The sequence below is a fragment of the Streptomyces sp. NPDC056503 genome (assembly GCF_042794995.1).
GTDB lineage: Bacteria > Actinomycetota > Actinomycetes > Streptomycetales > Streptomycetaceae > Streptomyces.
The window spans coordinates 17,654-34,311 of record NZ_JBHTST010000087.1; the positions used below are offsets into that span (position 1 = coordinate 17,654).

Annotated in this window: 12 protein-coding genes, 2 tRNA genes, 1 pseudogene and 1 riboswitch; of the genes and pseudogenes, 4 read left to right on the top strand and 11 right to left on the bottom strand. The window is 74.6% G+C overall.

Features of this window, described 5'->3' with window-relative positions; all coding sequences use genetic code 11:
• Positions 1 to 48: 48 nt before the first annotated feature.
• The 3 genes from lhgO (at position 49) to ACFQ8C_RS24120 (ending at position 3,532) form a co-directional block, all read left to right on the top strand.
• Positions 49 to 1,233, top strand: a complete 1,185-nt coding sequence (gene lhgO, locus ACFQ8C_RS24110; protein ID WP_383461178.1) for an L-2-hydroxyglutarate oxidase — start codon at positions 49 to 51, stop codon at positions 1,231 to 1,233.
• A gap of 94 nt (positions 1,234 to 1,327) precedes the next feature.
• Positions 1,328 to 2,047, top strand: coding sequence for a tRNA (guanosine(46)-N7)-methyltransferase TrmB (gene trmB, locus ACFQ8C_RS24115; protein ID WP_383461203.1), 720 nt, complete (start codon positions 1,328 to 1,330; stop codon positions 2,045 to 2,047).
• Positions 2,048 to 2,269: 222 nt separating this feature from the next.
• Positions 2,270 to 3,532, top strand: a complete 1,263-nt coding sequence (locus ACFQ8C_RS24120; RefSeq protein WP_383461206.1) for a PrsW family intramembrane metalloprotease — start codon at positions 2,270 to 2,272, stop codon at positions 3,530 to 3,532.
• Positions 3,533 to 3,542: 10 nt separating this feature from the next.
• Here the strand turns inward: ACFQ8C_RS24120 and ACFQ8C_RS24125 are convergent, their stop codons facing one another.
• The 6 genes from ACFQ8C_RS24125 to ACFQ8C_RS24150 all read right to left on the bottom strand — a co-directional run bounded on the left by ACFQ8C_RS24125 (position 3,543) and on the right by ACFQ8C_RS24150 (position 9,088).
• Positions 3,543 to 4,532: an aldo/keto reductase gene (locus ACFQ8C_RS24125; protein WP_383461181.1), complete on the bottom strand. Its 990-nt coding sequence runs from the start codon at positions 4,530 to 4,532 to the stop codon at positions 3,543 to 3,545.
• Positions 4,533 to 4,613: 81 nt separating this feature from the next.
• Complete coding sequence (locus ACFQ8C_RS24130; RefSeq protein WP_383461184.1) at positions 4,614 to 5,813, bottom strand: M23 family metallopeptidase; 1,200 nt, start codon at positions 5,811 to 5,813, stop codon at positions 4,614 to 4,616.
• A gap of 11 nt (positions 5,814 to 5,824) precedes the next feature.
• Positions 5,825 to 5,976, bottom strand: a riboswitch (cyclic di-AMP (ydaO/yuaA leader).
• 236 nt (positions 5,977 to 6,212) lie between these two features.
• Complete coding sequence (locus ACFQ8C_RS24135; protein WP_383461186.1) at positions 6,213 to 7,427, bottom strand: PP2C family protein-serine/threonine phosphatase; 1,215 nt, start codon at positions 7,425 to 7,427, stop codon at positions 6,213 to 6,215.
• Positions 7,428 to 7,578: 151 nt separating this feature from the next.
• Complete coding sequence (locus ACFQ8C_RS24140) at positions 7,579 to 8,319, bottom strand: MerR family transcriptional regulator (RefSeq protein WP_383461188.1); 741 nt, start codon at positions 8,317 to 8,319, stop codon at positions 7,579 to 7,581.
• A 149-nt stretch (positions 8,320 to 8,468) separates the two neighbouring features.
• Positions 8,469 to 8,542, bottom strand: a tRNA-Met gene (locus tag ACFQ8C_RS24145).
• Positions 8,543 to 8,593: 51 nt separating this feature from the next.
• Positions 8,594 to 9,088: a rhodanese-like domain-containing protein gene (locus ACFQ8C_RS24150; protein ID WP_383461190.1), complete on the bottom strand. Its 495-nt coding sequence runs from the start codon at positions 9,086 to 9,088 to the stop codon at positions 8,594 to 8,596.
• A 191-nt stretch (positions 9,089 to 9,279) separates the two neighbouring features.
• On the opposite strand from ACFQ8C_RS24150, the gene ACFQ8C_RS24155 reads away from it, so the two are divergent.
• Positions 9,280 to 10,245 (top strand): sigma-70 family RNA polymerase sigma factor, encoded by a 966-nt coding sequence (locus ACFQ8C_RS24155; protein WP_383461193.1) that lies wholly within the window; start codon positions 9,280 to 9,282, stop codon positions 10,243 to 10,245.
• Between the two features lie 156 nt (positions 10,246 to 10,401).
• Here the strand turns inward: ACFQ8C_RS24155 and ACFQ8C_RS24160 are convergent, their stop codons facing one another.
• The 5 genes and pseudogenes from ACFQ8C_RS24160 to ACFQ8C_RS24180 form a co-directional block, all read right to left on the bottom strand.
• Positions 10,402 to 11,064 carry a phosphatase PAP2 family protein gene (locus ACFQ8C_RS24160; protein WP_383461196.1) on the bottom strand — a complete coding sequence of 221 codons (663 nt, stop codon included), beginning with the start codon at positions 11,062 to 11,064 and terminating at the stop codon, positions 10,402 to 10,404.
• Entirely contained in the window at positions 11,061 to 12,506 is a 1,446-nt protein-coding gene (locus tag ACFQ8C_RS24165) for a diacylglycerol/lipid kinase family protein (protein WP_383461198.1), read from the bottom strand. The genes ACFQ8C_RS24160 and ACFQ8C_RS24165 overlap by 4 nt, the downstream gene beginning before the upstream one ends.
• Positions 12,507 to 12,624: 118 nt before the next feature.
• Positions 12,625 to 12,697 (bottom strand) — tRNA-Lys (locus ACFQ8C_RS24170).
• A gap of 103 nt (positions 12,698 to 12,800) precedes the next feature.
• Complete coding sequence (locus ACFQ8C_RS24175; RefSeq protein ID WP_383461201.1) at positions 12,801 to 15,974, bottom strand: FG-GAP-like repeat-containing protein; 3,174 nt, start codon at positions 15,972 to 15,974, stop codon at positions 12,801 to 12,803.
• Between the two features lie 177 nt (positions 15,975 to 16,151).
• Positions 16,152 to 16,658 (bottom strand): annotated as a pseudogene (locus tag ACFQ8C_RS24180) (RNA helicase); the annotation flags it as partial.

Genomic DNA, 16,658 nt, shown 5'->3' on the forward strand with positions numbered 1-16,658 from the left:
GGGATTGTCAGTGGGCCAGTGCACTATCAGGGGTGGGAGGTGGCGCTGGTGTTTGACTGTGACGTGCTGGTGATCGGCGGCGGGATCGTCGGTCTGTCGACGGCGTACGCCCTGCAGCGCGCCGCTCCCGGCACCCGCGTCGCCGTCCTGGAGAAGGAGGAGGGCCCCGCGCGCCACCAGACCGGGCGCAACAGCGGGGTCATCCACAGCGGCATCTACTACCGGCCCGGCTCCCTGAAGGCGCGGTTCGCCGTCGAGGGCGCGGCCGAGATGGTCAAGTTCTGCGCGGAGTGGGACATCCCGCACCAGGTGACGGGCAAGCTCGTCGTCGCCACCGAGCGCGAGGAGCTGCCCCGACTGCACGCGCTGGTCCAGCGCGGGCGGGAGAACGGCATCCCGGTGCGCGAGCTCGGGCCGTCGCAGATCACCGAGTACGAGCCCCGGGTGCGCGGGCTCGCCGCGATCCACGTGGGCACGACCGGCATCGTCGACTACAAGGCGGTCGCGCGGCGGCTCGCCGAGTCCTCCGGCGCGGAGATCCTCTACGGCGCGGAGGTCACGGCGATCGACCGGCGCCCGTGGGGCGTCGCCGTGCGCACCGCCGACCAGCGGATCCTGCGCGGCAGGGTGCTGGTGAACTGCGCGGGGCTGCACTGCGACCGGATCGCCCGGCTCGCCGGGGACGAGCCGGGCATGCGGATCGTCCCCTTCCGGGGCGAGTACTACGAGCTGGCCGACCCGTCGCTCGTGCGGGGCCTGGTCTACCCGGTGCCGGACCCCGCCTTCCCGTTCCTCGGGGTGCACCTCACGCGGGGCATCGACGGCGGCGTCCACATCGGGCCGAACGCGGTGCCGGCGCTCGCCCGCGAGGGGTACGACTGGGGGGTCGTCCGCCCGGGCGAGCTCACCGGCACGCTCGCGTGGCCCGGCTCCTGGACCATCGCGCGCCGTCACTGGCGGTACGGCGCGGGCGAACTGCGCCGCTCCCTGTCGAAGCGGGCCTTCACCGAGGCGGTGCGGCGGCTGCTGCCCGGTATCGACGAGTCCGACCTGCGTCCGGCGGCGGCGGGGGTGCGGGCACAGGCGGTGCTGCGGGACGGGACGCTGGTGGACGACTTCCTCATCCGCGAGTCGCACCGCACGGTCCACGTGCTCAACGCGCCCTCGCCCGCGGCGACCGCGTCCCTCCCCATCGGCCGGGAGATCGCCCGCCGCACCCTCCCCCTGCTCTGACCCGCCCGGGACGGCGGGGGCCCGTACCATGGGCGGCATTGTGTCTGAGCAGCATGAGAATCGCACCGAGTCCGTCGCCCGCCGCGGCAGCCGCATGTTCGCGCCCGGCGAGGGGCCGTCCCCCGACCCCGCGGGCGCGCACTTCGAGCGGCGGATCCGCAGTTTCCAGCCGCGCCGGAGCCGCGTCACGGCCGGCCAGGCCGAGGCGATGCTGAAGCGGTGGCCGGACTGGGGCCTGGACATCGACGGCAAGCGGGTGCTGGACCTGCGGGAGATGTTCGGCGGACTGCCCGTCGTCCTGGAGATCGGCTTCGGGATGGGCGAGGCGACCGCGCAGATGGCCGCCGCCGACCCCGGCACCGGCATCCTCGCCGTCGACGTGCACACCCCCGGCCAGGGCAACCTCCTCGGCCTCGCCGACCGCAACGGGCTCGACAACGTCCGGGTCGCCAACGGCGACGCGATCATCCTGATGCGCGAGATGCTCGACCCGGCCGCCCTCGACGGCTGCCGCGTCTACTTCCCGGACCCGTGGCCCAAGAAGCGGCACCACAAGCGGCGCCTCGTCCAGCCCGAGTTCCTGACGCTCCTCGCGACCCGGCTGAAGCCCGGCGGCATCCTGCACTGCGCCACGGACTGGGAGCCGTACGCGGAGCAGATGCTGGAGGTGCTGTCCGCGCACCCCGACTTCGAGAACACCGCGCCCGACGGCGGCTACGCGCCCCGCCCCGACTTCCGGCCGCTCACCCGCTTCGAGGGGCAGGGCCTGGACAAGGGGCACGTCGTGCACGATCTCCTCTTCCGCCGGAAGTAACGCCCTCCCGACAAGTCCATCGCTCCTGTCGGTGGCGGTCGCTAGGGTCGAGGCGTGTCGTCACCCCTGCCGCCGTCCACACCACCCGAGCCCACCGCGCCGCCGACCGCACCACCCGGGCCGTCCGCGCCGCCGGCCGCCGTCTCCCTGCCGTCGCAGGCCGGGCCGCCGGCGGTCGAGAGCCACGTCCCCGTCCGGGACGGGGACGAGCCGTCGTTCGCCGTGGCCGCCGACCGGAGCCAGTGGCGGTACCGGCCCCGGCGGGCCTTCTGGCGGAGCCGGATCGTACGGGCCGTCGCGCTGATCACGCTGCTCGCGCTCTGCGCCCTGGTGATCCTGGCGCTGGTGCGCGAGCAGACCGGCACGGAGGGGTTCCTCGTCGGTCTGGGGCTCGCGGTGTTTCCCGTACCGCTGCTCATGGCGGCGTTCCGCTGGCTCGACCGGGTCGAGCCGGGGCCGTGGAAGAACCTGCTGTTCGCCTTCGCGTGGGGCGCGTTCGCCGCCGCCCTGGTCGCGATCCTCGCCAACACCTTCGCCGTCCGCTGGATCGCCACCGCGACCGCCGATCCGACCTCGGCCGACGACCTGGGCGCCACCGTGATCGCCCCGGTGGTGGAGGAGTCCGCGAAGGCGGCCGCGATCCTGCTGCTCTTCCTCTTCCGGCGGCGGGACTTCCGGAGCCTGGTCGACGGGGTGGTGATCGCCGGATTCACCGCGACCGGCTTCGCGTTCACCGAGAACATCCTCTACCTCGGCACCGCCTTCGGCGAGGACCAGGACGTCGGCGACGGCGGCATCGGCGCCGTCACCGCCGGCACCTTCTTCGTCCGGGTCGTGATGTCGCCGTTCGCGCATCCGCTCTTCACCGTGCTCACCGGCATCGGCTTCGGCCTGGCCGCGCTCGCCCCGCGCGGCAGGCGGCGCAGACCGCGGAAGGTGCTGCTGCCGCTCGCCGGGCTGCTGCTCGCGATGGGCGTCCACGCGCTGTGGAACGGCTCGGCGACCTTCGGCGGCCCGCTCGCCTTCTACGCCGTGTACGCGGTCTTCATGGTCCCGGCCTTCGGGCTGCTGACCTGGCTCGCCGTGTGGAGCCGGCAGAAGGAGCTGCGCACGATAGCCGGGGTGCTCCCGGCGTACGCGGCGGCCGGCTGGCTCTCCCCGGAGGAGCCGCTGGCGCTCTCCTCGATGCGGGCCCGCCGCGCCGCGCGCGCGGTGGCGTCCCGTACGTACGGCAAGGCGGGCTCACGGACGGTCGGCGAGTACGAGTCCTTCGCCACGACCCTCGCCTTCCTGCGCGAGCGGGCCCGCCGGGGCACGGTCCCGGTGCCGGACTTCGCCGCGCGCGAGCAGGAGCTGCTGCACCACCTGTGGGCGCGCCGGACGACGGCCTCGCCCGCGCTCTCGTACGCGGCGCGGGCCACCGGCCGGGTGTGGGTGCCGCCGCAGTACCTGGACTACGGCGGCTACAACCCCTACAAGGGGTAGCCCTCAGTCCTCAGTCCTCGGTCGTCCCGGAGGCCGGCGTCTCGGCGTCCGGCGTCTCGGAGGCCTCCGTCAGGCGGGCCAGTTCCTCCGCCGTCAGGGTCAGGTCGGCGACCGCCACGAGCGCGGGCAGCTGCTCGACCGTGCGGGCCGAGGCGATCGGCGCGGCGACGGTGGGGCGGGAGGCGAGCCAGGCGAGGGCGACGGTCGCGGGCTCGGCGCCGTGGGCCTCGGCGACCTCGTCGAGGGCGGCGAGCACGGCCTGTCCGCGCGCGGTCCCGGCGAGCCGGGAGGCGCCGGCGGCGCGGACGCTCTCGACGGTGCGGCCCGGCCGGTACTTGCCGGTGAGGAAGCCGGCGGCGAGACCGTAGTAGGGGACGGCGGCGAGGCCCGTCTCGGCGGCGGTGTCGAGGAGCGGGCCCTCGTACTTCCCGCGCGCGACGAGGTTGTACTCGGGCTGGAGGGCCACGTACCGGGCGAGCCCCTCGGCCTCGGCGAAGTCGAGGGAGGCCCGCAGCCGCTCGGGGGTGATGTTGGAGGCGGCGACGGCCCGCACCTTGCCGTCCCTCACCAGCTGGTCGAGGGCGGTGACGATCTCCTCCACCGGCACGGTCTCGTCGTCGAAGTGCGTGTAGTAGAGGTCGATGTAGTCGGTGCCGAGGCGGCGCAGGGACTCCTCCACACCGGCCTTGACGGTGGTGGCGGACAGGCCCTTGAAGCGGGAGTGGGCGCCGACCTTGGTGGCGACGACGACGTCGGAGCGGTTGCCGCGGGCGGCCAGCCAGCGGCCGATGATCGTCTCGGACTCTCCGCCCTCGTTGCCCTCGACCCACTCGGAGTAGACATCGGCGGTATCCACGAAGTTGCCGCCGGCGGCGGCGTAGGCGTCGAGGACGGCGAAGGACTGCCGCTCGTCGGCGCTCCAGCCGAAGACGTTGCCGCCGAGGGAGAGCGGGAAGACACGCAGGTCGGAGGTGCCCAGCGGGCGCAGAGGTGAGGTCATGAAGTGACCAACCCCCTGCGCCGCCGGGCGTATTCCGGTCGAGGAGCCTGAACCCCGACCGGAACGCTCACGGGTCGGGGATCAGACCGACAGGCCCTTGGAGCGCAGCCACTCCGCCGGGTCGATGCCCGAGCCGTCGGGAGTGTGGACCTCCATGTGGAGGTGGGGGCCGGTGACGTTGCCGGTGGCGCCGACGCGGCCGATGGTCTCGCCGGTGGTGACGGTCTGGCCGGCGGCGACGGTCATCGAGGAGAGGTGGCAGTACCAGACCTCGGTGCCGTCCTCCAGCTCCAGGACGATCCGGTAGCCGTACGAGCCGGACCAGCCGGCCGACTTGATCGTGCCGCCGTGCACCGCCTTGAGCGGGGTGCCGGTGGGCGCCGCGAAGTCGAGGCCCGTGTGGTAGCCGGAGGACCACATCGAGCCGGACTGCATGTAGGTGGAGGTGAGGGTGTACGAGGAGAGCGGCATCGAGTAGCTGGCGGCCAGCTTGGCGAGCCGCTCGGCCTCGGCCTTCTCGGCGGCGATGCGCTCGGCCTCGGCCTTCTCGGCGGCGAGCCGCTCCGCCTCCGCCTTGGCCTTCGCCTCGGCCTCGGCCTTCGCGGCGGCGTCGGCCTTGGCCTGGGCGTCCGCGGCGGCCTTCTCGGCGGCCAGCTTCTCGGCGGCGAGCTTCTCGGCGTCCACGGCGGCCTGCTGCTGCTGTTCGGCCTGCTGGAGGATGCGGGCGCGCAGGGCCTCGCCGGCGTCGGCGGTGGAGGCGGTGCGCTCCTCGGCCTCGGTGCCGGCGGCGGTGTCGGCCGGGGCGGTGTACGTGACCGAGGTCAGCGGCTTCGCGGCGACGCCGCCCGCCGCGACCGGCACGGACTCGCGCACCGAGGCGGTCGGCTCCTCGTCGCCGCCGGGCAGGAGGTCGCCGACGCCGGGCAGGTCGTGGGCGTCCGGCAGCCCCAGGTCGGGCAGGTCGGGGAGGGAGATGGCGACGGGGGCCTTCTCCTGCGCGGTGGCGAGGCCGCCCGCGCCGACGGCGGCGATGACGCCGACGCCGAGGACGGTGGAGGAGCGGGCGAAGTTGGAGCGCTGCTTCACGACCCGGTGCCGGCCGCCGGAGCGGGTCTCGGCGCGCAGGGAGCCCTCGGTCGGGTTCCACTCTCCGGGCGCGGGGGTGAAGGAGGCGGTTTCGTACGCGCCCGGCGCGAAGCCGTCCGGGTCGTCCGCTCCGACGCCACCCCGGGCGCCGAAGGGATCGAAGGGGGCTTCGGGTACGGGGGTGTTGGACGCCACGGAGGCGCGCTCCTTTCCTTCCTTCTCGCCTACCGGGTTAGCTGACGGGTTCGGAGCAGGAAGGTCTCCTACGGGCGTCTTCGCACGGAAGAGGTGCGAGGGGCCCGATTCACCCCAAGGGTTGGTTCCCCGGTTCCCTTACGGGATTCGGCGCGTGCGCGCGGAGCCGCCTCTTGCGGCGGCTGGGACGACCGCGCTGCGTTATCGAACGTTAATAGACACGACGGTCCGATTCCAAGCCGTTCCCCTTGATCATTCATTGAATTGGCAGGGATTCGCCCGAGTTGACCCCCCTTCAGTGACACCCCGCCCAACCCCGTGAATCTGACGTTATGTCAATTGTTATCTCTGTGAGACCCCTCGGGCACGGAACGTGACCGACCCCGTGGGTCCTCCCGCTCACCGGCCGGGCGGCACCACCGGCATCGTCCGCCGCCGCTCCGGCGCCCCGGCCGTCGGCCGGCTCACCGCGAGCAGCGCCATGTCGTCCGTCGAACCGCCGCCGGTGTGCCGCCGCACGTCGTCCACGAGCGCGTCGAGCAGCTCCTCCGGCCCGGGGAAGACCGCCCCCGCGAGCCGGGCCGCCGGATCGTAGAAGGCCCCGTGCCCGTCCCGCGCCTCCGACAGCCCGTCCGTGTAGAACAGCAGCGTCGCGCCCGGCGGGTAGGGCCGCTCGTCGGCCTGGTCCGGCCAGACCGACAGCTCCCCCATGCCGAGCGGCAGCGCCGCCTCGGCCGGCTCGACCGGCTCCAGGCGCCCGTCCCCGTACAGCAGCAGCGGCGGCGGATGCCCCCGGTTCACGATCCGTACGGCCCCGCCCTCGCGCGGGATCTCGGCGAGCACCGCCGTCGTGAACCCCTCGAAGGCGTCCAGCCCCTCGCGCCGGGTCCCCTCCCGCGTGAGGGCCCGTTCGAGCCGCGCCGCCACCCCCTCCAGGCCCGCCTCCTGCTCGGCCGCCTCCCGGAAGGCGCCGATGACCACGGCCACCGCCTCCACCGCGTCCATCCCCTTGCCCCGCACGTCCCCGACCACGAGCCGCACCCCGTGCGGGGTGTCCTGCACCGCGAACAGGTCGCCGCCGATGAACGCGTCGGCCTGCGCCGCCTCGTACCGCGCCGCGCACTGGAGCCCCGCGATCCGCTCCGCCGGCATCGGCAGCACCGCCCGCTGCGCCGCCTCCGCGATCACCCGCGCCGACGCGAGCCGCTCGCCGCTGCGCCGCACCACCAGGTTGATCACCATCGCCAGCGCGGAGACGGTCACCACGGTGAGGGTCTCGGTGAGCGAGGGAACGTCGGAGAGCGTGTGGTTGTACCCGTGCAGCCCGATCGACGCGAGGATCGCGGCGATCCCGGTCAGCAGGGTCGTGAGCCGGGAGAAGAAGGGCGCGGCGACCAGCGGGGCGGCGGAGAAGAGCGGTGCCGCCGTGTACGAGGCCGGGGTGAGCATGTCGAAGACCACCCCGCCGACGATGATCAGCGGCGGCAGCGCCCGCAGGAACCTCCGGGTGGCCCCGAAGGGGACGGGCGACCGCGTCTCGCCCCCGTAGGGGCCCCGGGGCGCACCGGACCCGGCGATACGGCCGCCGGGCTCCTCGCCCCGAGGGTGCGCCACCTGAGTACTCCTGACCGGTCGGGGCCCGCCGCCGGGCCGTGCGGGCCGGGGCCGCGTCCCGCGACCGCACACCCCTCCAGGGTCCCCGCCCGGCCCCCGCCCGGCGACCGGCGGGGGTCCGACCGGCGTACGCCCCGGAGCGGCGCGGGCCTCACAGGTTCCGCTCGGCCCACACCGTCAGGGCGTCCCGGACCAGGACGGCGGTGCCCTCGCCGTGCCGGTCGTAGTTCTTGGTGAACCTGGGGTCGTCCACGTACATCCGGCCGAGCCCGATCAGGTACTCCTTCGTCGGCCCGGTGGTGACCGACAGCCACTCGTACTGCCTCCGGGCCAGGGCCTGCACCTCGTCGCTGTCCGGCGCGAGCCCGGCCGCGGCCGCCGCGCCGAAGTCGCGGGCGATGCCGGCCTGCGTCTCCATGAACTCCTTCCTCTCGGCCTCGCCGAGCGAACGCCACCAGCGGTCGCCCCGCTCGTACGCCTCGCGGCCCCACCGGTCGGTGACCTCCGCCTCGTACTCCGTGTGATCGAAGCCGTCGAAGACTTCCTCGGCCATGAGCCGTTCTCCTCTCTCGGTCTTGTGGAGAGTGGTCCGTACGGCCTCGATCTGCCGCCCGATGCGCTCGCGCTCCTGCTGGAGGAGGGCCAGATGCGTGCGCAGGGCGGCCGAGGTGTCCCGCTGGCCTTCGAGGACCTCGGCGATGGCGGGCAGCGAGAGCCCGAGCTCGCGCAGCAGCAGGATCCGCTGCAGCCGGACGAGCGCCGCCTGGTCGTAGTACCGGTAACCGTTCGCACCGATCCGGCTCGGCTCCAGCAGCCCCAGCTCGCCGTAGTGGCGGAGCGTGCGGCTGGTGGTGCCGGCCTTCCTGGCGATCTCCTGGATCGACCACTCCATGCCGAAAACGGTAGAACTTGACGCTGCGTGAAGGTCAAACCCACGGCGCCGGCCACGGAGAAGGCCGACCCGACGGCGCCGGCCACGGAATCGGCGGCCGGAAACGCCGAAGGCCCGGACCAGATGGTCCGGGCCTTCGTGCTACTGAGTAGCGGGGACAGGATTTGAACCTGCGACCTCTGGGTTATGAGCCCAGCGAGCTACCGAGCTGCTCCACCCCGCGTCGGTGAATATGACCTTACGGCATGGACGGCGGAAACCGAAATCCGGTTTCTCAGCAGCCGCAGTCCTCCGCGTCGACCGGGGCCGTCAGCGGGTCGGCGGCCCGCTGCGCCGGGCCCTCCCAGGTCTCGTACGCGAAGCCCTCGCGCGCCCAGTACTCGAAGCCGCCGAGCATCTCCTTCACCTGGAAGCCCAGCTCCGCGAGGGCGAGCGCCGCGCGCGTGGCGCCGTTGCAGCCGGGGCCCCAGCAGTAGGTGACGACCGGGACGGCCTTGTCGAGGAGCTGCTCCGCCTGCTCGGGGATGAGCGCGGTGGGGAGGTGGACGGCGCCGGGGACGTGGCCCTGGTCCCAGGAGGCGGTCGAGCGGGTGTCGATCAGCACGAAGCCGGGGTCGGCCCCGGTCTCGCGGGCGTCGGCCAGGACGGAGGCCACGTCGGAGACGTCCGCGTGGAAGGCGAGGCTGGCGGAGAAGTAGGCGGCCGCGGCGGCGGGGGAGGCCGGCGGGGTGCGCAGTACGGGGTTGACCTGGGTGCCTGTCGTCGTCATGGTGATCAATCTACGGATGATGATCATCGCGTTGAAGCGTCATTCCACGACAGTCATGGAGAGTGGCCGGGGAAACCCGGGTGCTCGCCCTCACCAGCCGTGGATCTCACGGTCCGAGACGGGATGCGTCACATCCGGGGATCCAGAACCGTCATGGAGGCATGACGGGACGCGAACGGGGAGACGGGCGGATGGACGAGAGCACCGTGGAGCACGCCGACGGCGGGCACGAGGACCGGGCCGACGGCGGGACCGGCGACGCGGACGCGCTGGCGCGCCGCTTCGACGCCGACCGCGGGCACCTGCGGGCGGTCGCCTACCGCATGCTCGGCTCGCTCGCCGAGGCCGAGGACGCGGTCCAGGAGACCTGGTTCAAGCTCAGCCGCACCGACGTGAGCGGGGTCGCCAACCTCACCGGCTGGCTCACCACGGTCATCGGGCGGGTCTGCCTGGACATGCTGCGCTCGCGCGGCTCCCGGCGCGAGGACCCGCTCGACACCTACGTACCGGACCCGATCGTCCATGTCCCCGGCGTCGGCGACCCGGAGCACGCGGCCGAACTGACCGAGTCCGTCGGCCTCGCGCTCCTCGTCGTCCTGGAGACCCTGGCGCCGGCCGAGCGGCTCGCCTTCGTGCTGCACGACATGTTCGCGGTCTCCTTCGACGAGATCGCGCGGGTCGTGGACCGTACGCCGGCGGCGACCCGGCAGCTGGCCAGCCGGGCGCGGCGACGCGTCCAGGACGCCGACCCGGGCCCCGGCCCCGACGCGCGCCGCCAGCGGGAGATCGCCGACGCCTTCCTCGCCGCCTCCCAGGGCGGCGACTTCGAGGGGCTGCTCGCCGTCCTCGACCCGGACGCGGTGCTCCGCGCCGACGGCGGCCCGCTCCTGGCCGGCGCCTCCAAGCTGGTCCACGGCGCCGAGTCGATCAGCCGGCAGGCCCTCATGTACGCGAGCTTCCGCAAGGCGTCGCTGTCGCTCGTCGTCAACGGCGGCCCGGCCGTCATGTCGGTCGTCGACGGCAAGCCGGCCTCCCTCCTCGCCTTCACGATCGTCGGGGACCGCATCGTCCAGATGCACGTCCTGGCCGACCCGGAGCGCCTCGCCGCCCTGGACATCCCGGCGGAGGCGCTGGCCCGCGCCGTGCACCCGGCCTGACCCGGGGCCCGGGGCGACCGGGGGCCCAGGGCGACCGGGGGCCCAGGGCGACCGGCGGCCCGGGGCGACCGGCGGCTCGCGGACGTCACCGCCTTCGAGGAGGGCGAACTCCCGCGCCGGCTCCGGCGCGTGACGACGCCGCGGATCCCCCGGCCCCTACGGGGCAGCCGGCCTGAGGGCCTTGAGCAGGGACGCGCCGAGGGCCAGGGAGGCGGCTCCGCTGGCGAGGCCGAGGACGGCTCCTGCGGCCACGTCGCCGGGGTAGTGGACCCCGGTGTGGACGCGGGAGTAGCCGACCGCCGAGGCCAGCAGCCCCAGGGGCACCGCGGCGGGCGGCAGGGCCACGCCGGCGGCCGTGGCGAAGGCGACCGCGGAGGCGGTGTGCCCGGACGGGAACGAGGCCGACTCCGGCATGGGCACGTGCCGGCCGACCACCACCCGGGCCGCCTCCCGGTCCGGGCGCGGCCGGCGGACCAGCCGCTTGCCGAGGATGTTGGCCGTGGCCGAGGCGATCGCGATCGCCCCGACGCCGACGAGCGCGGCCCGGCGAGGGCGCCCCGGGAAGAGCGCGAGCCCGGCGGCGACGGCGAAGGAGATCTTGGAGTGGTCGGCGGCGTGCGACAGCCGGCGCAGACCGACGTCCAGGGCGGGCGTGGGCGTGGCGGCCACCGCCCCGTACACGGCCCCGTCCACCGCCCGCAGGTCGTGCAGCACGGCCTGGACGGTGGAGACGGCGGCCCGGGGCCGGTCCCGCAGCCGCACGGGAGGCGCGGTCCCCGTCCCGCTCCCGTCCTCGTACCTGCTCGCGTCCTCGCTCATGCGCCACTCCTGTAGGAATCCTCGGACGGGGTCCTCGGACGGTTTCTCGGACTGTTCGAAGGGGCCGACCCGTACGGGTCGGGGAAGGCGATCCGGATGATCCGCCGCCAGTCCAACGGCGGAGGCGGCGGAACCACTCCCGGCCGGGCCCGCGGCACGAGCACGCGCAGCGCGCGCGGCCTCAGTTCGCAGACGACCGGGGCGGGCAGCACGAGCGCCTCCCCGTCCACGGCCACCGGCAGGGTCCGCTCCGCCTTCGGCACGCCCGTGTTGGTGACCCCTCCGTGGACTTCGACGCGGTGCGCGGTCAGGACGTTGAGCGCGGTGGACTGGGTACCGAGCACGGCGAGCTCGGCGGCGTGCGCGGCGCCGTCCACCCGGATGCCGATGACGCCGAGGCGACCGCTGTCCAGCCGGGTGCGGTGCCCGGCTCCCGCGCTGAACGGATCGGGCGCGGCGTACGGGTTGTTGCTGACCAGGATCGCCTGCTGGCCCGGCAGCCGGGTGACGTCCGCGGTCGCGTCGAGCCGGTCGCCCAGACCGCCCTGGAGCAGGTCGGGCAGCGCGTCGAGCACGGTCTCGGCCTTGGCGTCGCGGTACTCGGGCCGCTGCACGACGTCCGCGTACACCCCGAAGGAGACGGTGTTGACGAACGGCCGCCCGGCGACCGTGCCGAGGTCGACCCGGAGCTCCTCGCCGTCGGTCAGCGCGTCCAGGCAGGCCGCCGGGTCGTTCCGGTCGAGCCCGAGGTCCATGGCGAAGTGGTTGCGGGTGCCGGCGGAGACCACCAGGAACGGCAGGTCGTGCTCGGCGGCGACCGCCGCGACCAGCGCCTGGGTGCCGTCGCCGCCCGCGACCCCGAGCAGATCGGCCCCGTCCGCGACGGCCTTCCGGGCGAGCGCCGTGACGTCGGCGGGCGCGGCCGGATCGAGCAGCACCACGCGGGCGCCGAGTCGTTCCGCCTTGTGGACCAGCCCGAACCGCTCGACCTTCCCCCCGCCGGACTTCGGATTCATGATGAGCACGGCGTTCCGGGGCCGCCCGGCGGCCACGGCGGGCGCGGGCGCGTCGACGACCTCACCCGGCTTGCGCAACGCCGCCCGCGCACACCCCAGGGCCACTCCCCACAGTCCGAGCGCGGCCAGCGCGAACAGCCACAGCCCCCCGACCACGTACAGCACCAGCACGGCCACCGGCGCGCCCACCGACAGCACCGCCCCCGCGACCCGCAACGCCCCCCGGTGCGCGACGAACCACCACAACCCCACGGCCCCCGCCGCGAGTCCCACCAGCCCGCTCAGCAACACCAGGAGACCGCCGCCCCTCAGCGCCAGGAGCAGCACGACCACCGCCGCCCCCGCCGCCCCCAGCGCCCACCGCGCCAGATCCCGCGCGCCCCCCGCACCGGAACCGTCGTCCCACCACCGCGCATCCCCGGTCACCGACCCCACCTCCGCGTCAAGACTCCCCCAGTCGCCCGTGGAACACCCAACGGGTGCCCGCCGTTCGAACGACGAAGCGCCCCGGCCGGTGGTTCCGGTGGGGCGCTTCGGGTGTCGGTAGGCCGTGTGGGACTCGAACCCACAACCAATGGATTAAAAGTCCACTGCTCTGCCAATTGAGCTAACGGCCCGTGTGCGAGCACTCCGTGCAGCATAGCCCGACGGGCCCGGGGAACCGATCGGGTATCGGAACCCGCCACGCCGCGCCCCGGGGCGGGGGCGCGGCGGCGGGGATCAGTGGAGGGTGCGGAAGGTGTTCCAGCCGCCGGTGCCGATGAGCTCGCGGTAGCCGAAGCGGTCGCCGGTGCGGCCGCGTCCGTGGCTGTAGTAGGCGTAGAGACGGCCGGACGCGTCGCGGGCGACGAGGTCGCTGTCGCCGTCGCCGTCGAGGTCGCCGGCGCCCTGGACGGCGGAGTAGACCTGCCAGCCGCCGCCGACCCTCACACGGGGGGTGACGCCGCCGGACGGGGTGCCGAAGTAGGTCCACAGGACTCCGGAGCCGTCGATGCCGAGGAGGTCGCCGCGGCCGTCGCCGTCGAGGTCGCCGGCGCCCGTGATCCGCTGGTAGAGCCTCCAGTCGACGCCGATCCGGAGCCGGGACTTCAGGCGGTGGTCGGCGGTGCCGGCGTAGAAGTACACGTCGCCGGTGGTGGCCTGGCGCGCGATCAGGTCGGGGTGGCCGTCGGCGTCGACGTCCCCGGGCGAGGTGAGCACGTCGTACTGGGCCCAGCCGGAGCCGACGGAGGTGTACGGCGACGAGGCGGTGACGACCTTGCCGCAGCCCGGCCGGTAGGCCCGCAGTTCGTTGCCGACGCGGCCGAGGACGTCGGCGCAGCTGTTCGCGTCGACGTCGCCGAAGGGAACGAGGAGGGTGCCGGCCGGGAAGGCGGCGCCGGAGGCGGTGGTGCGGGAGGAGAGCCCACCGAGGCCGTTGCCCCGGTAGAGGGAGACGGCGCCGGCCGTGTTCACGGCGAGCAGGTCGCCCAGGGCGTCGTCGCCGGCGAGGTCCCGGAAGGCGGGCCGGCTGCCGGAGACCGTGAACCGGCCGGAGGAGTACAGGTCGCGGCCCTTGCCGTCGGCGGTGAGGGCGTGCACCTCCCAGGCGTACGGCCCGTTCGGCGCGGGCAGGCCCGCCGCGTTCCGCCCGTCCCAGGTGACGTCGATCCGCCCGCGGGTCTCGGTGGCCCGGAAGGTCCGCAGGGGCTTGAAGCTGTACGCGTCGACCACGTCCACCTGGTAGGACGAGGCGGGCTTCGACAGCGACCAGGACGCCTTCCAGGTCCCGGGCATCCGGAGCCCGGCCGGGGGCGAGGAGACGGCGGTCAGGTCGGAGGTGGGGAGGTCGGTCCAGACGGCGTGCACCAGGCGGTCGGCGCCCCGGTAGGCCACGGCGCCGCCGAAGCGGTCGACGGTCCAGGCGACGCGCCGCTCGCCGGGGACGGTCTCGGCGCGGGTCAGGTCGAAGGGCGTGCCGGCCCTCCCGGTGTGGAAGGGGGTGACCCGGAGGTACGAGGCGCCGCTCTGGTCCACGAAGTAGCCGTCGCCGAGGAGTCCGCCCCGGTAGGCGCCCTTCGGCAGGGCGATGCGGACGGGCGCGGTGGGGTACTTGAGGTCGAGGACGCCCTGCTTCTCGTAGCGGGCGCACGCCCAGTAGAGCCAGCGGCCGGCCGTCTGGAGCTCGGTCAGGGGGCAGCCCGCGCCGGTCGCGACCGTGCCGAGGGTCCTGCCGGTGGCCAGGTCCTTGCGGACGACGTCGCCCGTGCTCCCCGTGCCGGTGAAGAGGGTGTCGCCCCAGACGGCGGCGGCGGTCTGGGCCTGCCGGGAGACGATCTTCTGGGTGTCCAGGTCGAGGACGAGCGTCTCGCCGTCGCCGACGAGCTCCCCGTACCCGCCCGGGGTGCCGGTCTGGAAGACCGTCCAGCGGCCGAAGGCGTCGGCGATCCGGCCGTCCTGGTCCACCGTCACCCGGGTGGTCCGGCCGGCGGTCGCGCCGGTGGTGGCGCGGGAGACGACCGCGCGAGCGGTGTACGGGATGCGCGGGAAGGAGACCACCCGCCCGTCGCCGGTGTCGAGGAGCGGCGTCTCCCGGAGCTCCGCGCCGGTCTCGGCGCCGGCCGGCGCCGCCGTGGTCCGGCCCGTGTGGAGCGGGCCGACCGGCAGCGAACGGCTGTAGAAGCCGGGGCCCGCCGGGCCGTCGTGCTCCAGCGTGGTGAGCCGGCCCATGCCGAGCGCCAGCGACTCCACCTCGGCCGGCAGCGGCGCCACCGTGCGCAGCTTCTCCAGGGCCGGGGCGCCGCCGCCCTTGCCGGGCACGGCCTTGAGGACGGCCCAGTCGGTGGCGGAGGTGCCACCGGTGACGGCGGCGCCCGACCCGTCCGCGAGCTGGGTGATCCGTGCCTCGGCGCCGGCGAGCAGCGTCTGCCGCGCCCCGGCCGGGCTCACCGCGACCAGGCCGCGGGTGAGGGCCTCGCCGGTCCGCTGGGGCTCGGCCGTGGTCAGGAGCCAGTCGCCGACGAGCCCGATCCGGGTGGCGTTCAGGCCGGCCGGCAGCGGATAGCGGAGCTCGGGGCCGGTGAGGTCGGCGTGCTGCCGGATGTGGACGTTCCGGTCGGGGTCGACCCAGGCGATCCGCTCGGCGGTGACGGCCACGCCCGCGACGAACACCCCGTCCGCCGCCGTGGCCTCGGCCAGCACCCGCATCCGCCCGGTCTCCAGGTCCACGAGCCCGAGGAGGGAGTCGCGGTCCGTGTCCGAGGTCCCGAGGGCGAACCGGAGCACGGCCACGCCCTCCGCGCCGGCCACCAGCCGCGCCTTGTGGAGGTTCGCGCCGGCGGGCCAGCCGGTGACGGGGACGGAGGCGCCGTTCGGGGCGCTCGCGGCGCGGAGGAAGTAGCCGCGGGTGGAGCCGAGCGAGGTGCCGGGCTCGTACTGCTGGAAGAGCAGCCGGTCGCCGACCAGGCCCCGGTAGGAGGTGTCCTCGGGGACGGTCAGGGCCGTCGTCGTGCCGTGCTCCAGGTCGAGGACGGCGGAGGTGCCGACGCCCTGCTCCGCGTAGGCGTACCGGCCGCCGGTGCCGAACTCCGCGAAGGAGCCGTTCCCGTCGCCGTACCCCAGGGAGCGGTCGGTGCCGGTCGCGAAGTCCGTCCACTCCACGGCTCCCCCGGCGTGGGGGGCGGTGTCCTCGGCGCTGTGCGCGTAGCCGGTCGCGCCGACCGCGAGGACCGTCTCCGCGCGGGGCGCGGTCCTCAGGTTGGGCTCGACGTCCAGCTGGTCGATCCCGACCACGGGCGCCCCGGGGGCCGCGACCGCGCCGGGCGCGAGCCCGGCCCCGGTGACGGCCAGGACGGCGGCGAGCAGGACGACGCGCGTACGGGCGCGGCGCGCGGGTGCGGGTGCGGTACGAGACAAGAGGGGCCCTCCCCCGGGGGTGGTCCGGCGCTGTGTCGGGTGGGTCGGACGTACGAGCCTCCCACGTGTCCCTGTACGAGACCGGCCCGCCCCCGCGATGGTTGTACGCCGGACGCGACGAACCCCCGTGACATCCGGTGTCACGGGGGTTCGTCGTACGCGTCAGGTCACGCGGCCTCAGCCGTTGCGCTTCCAGCGGGGCTTGTCGTCGCGGCGGCCGCCTCCGAAGGAGGAGGAAGAGCCGGACGGGCGGTGGTCGTCGCGGCGGAAGCCACCGGACGGACGGTCGTCACGGCGGAAGCCGCCGCCCGCGGGACGGTCGTCGCGACGGTCGCGGTTGAACGGACGGTCGTTGTCGCGGCGGAAGCCACCCGACGGACGGTCGTTGTCGCGGCGGAAGCCGCCGCCCGCGGGACGGTCGTTGTCGCGGCGGAAGCCACCGGACGGACGGTCGTCACGACGCTCGAAGGAGCGGCCGCCACGGTCGCCGCCGCGGTCGCCACCGCGGTCGTCGCGGTCACGGAAGGACGGACGGTCGTTGTCCCGACGGAAACCACCCGACGGACGGTCGTCGCGACGGAAGCCACCACGGTCGCCACCGCGGTCGTCGCGGTCACGGAAGGACGGACGGTCGTTGTCCCGACGGAAACCACCCGACGGACGGTCGTCGCGACGGAAGCCACC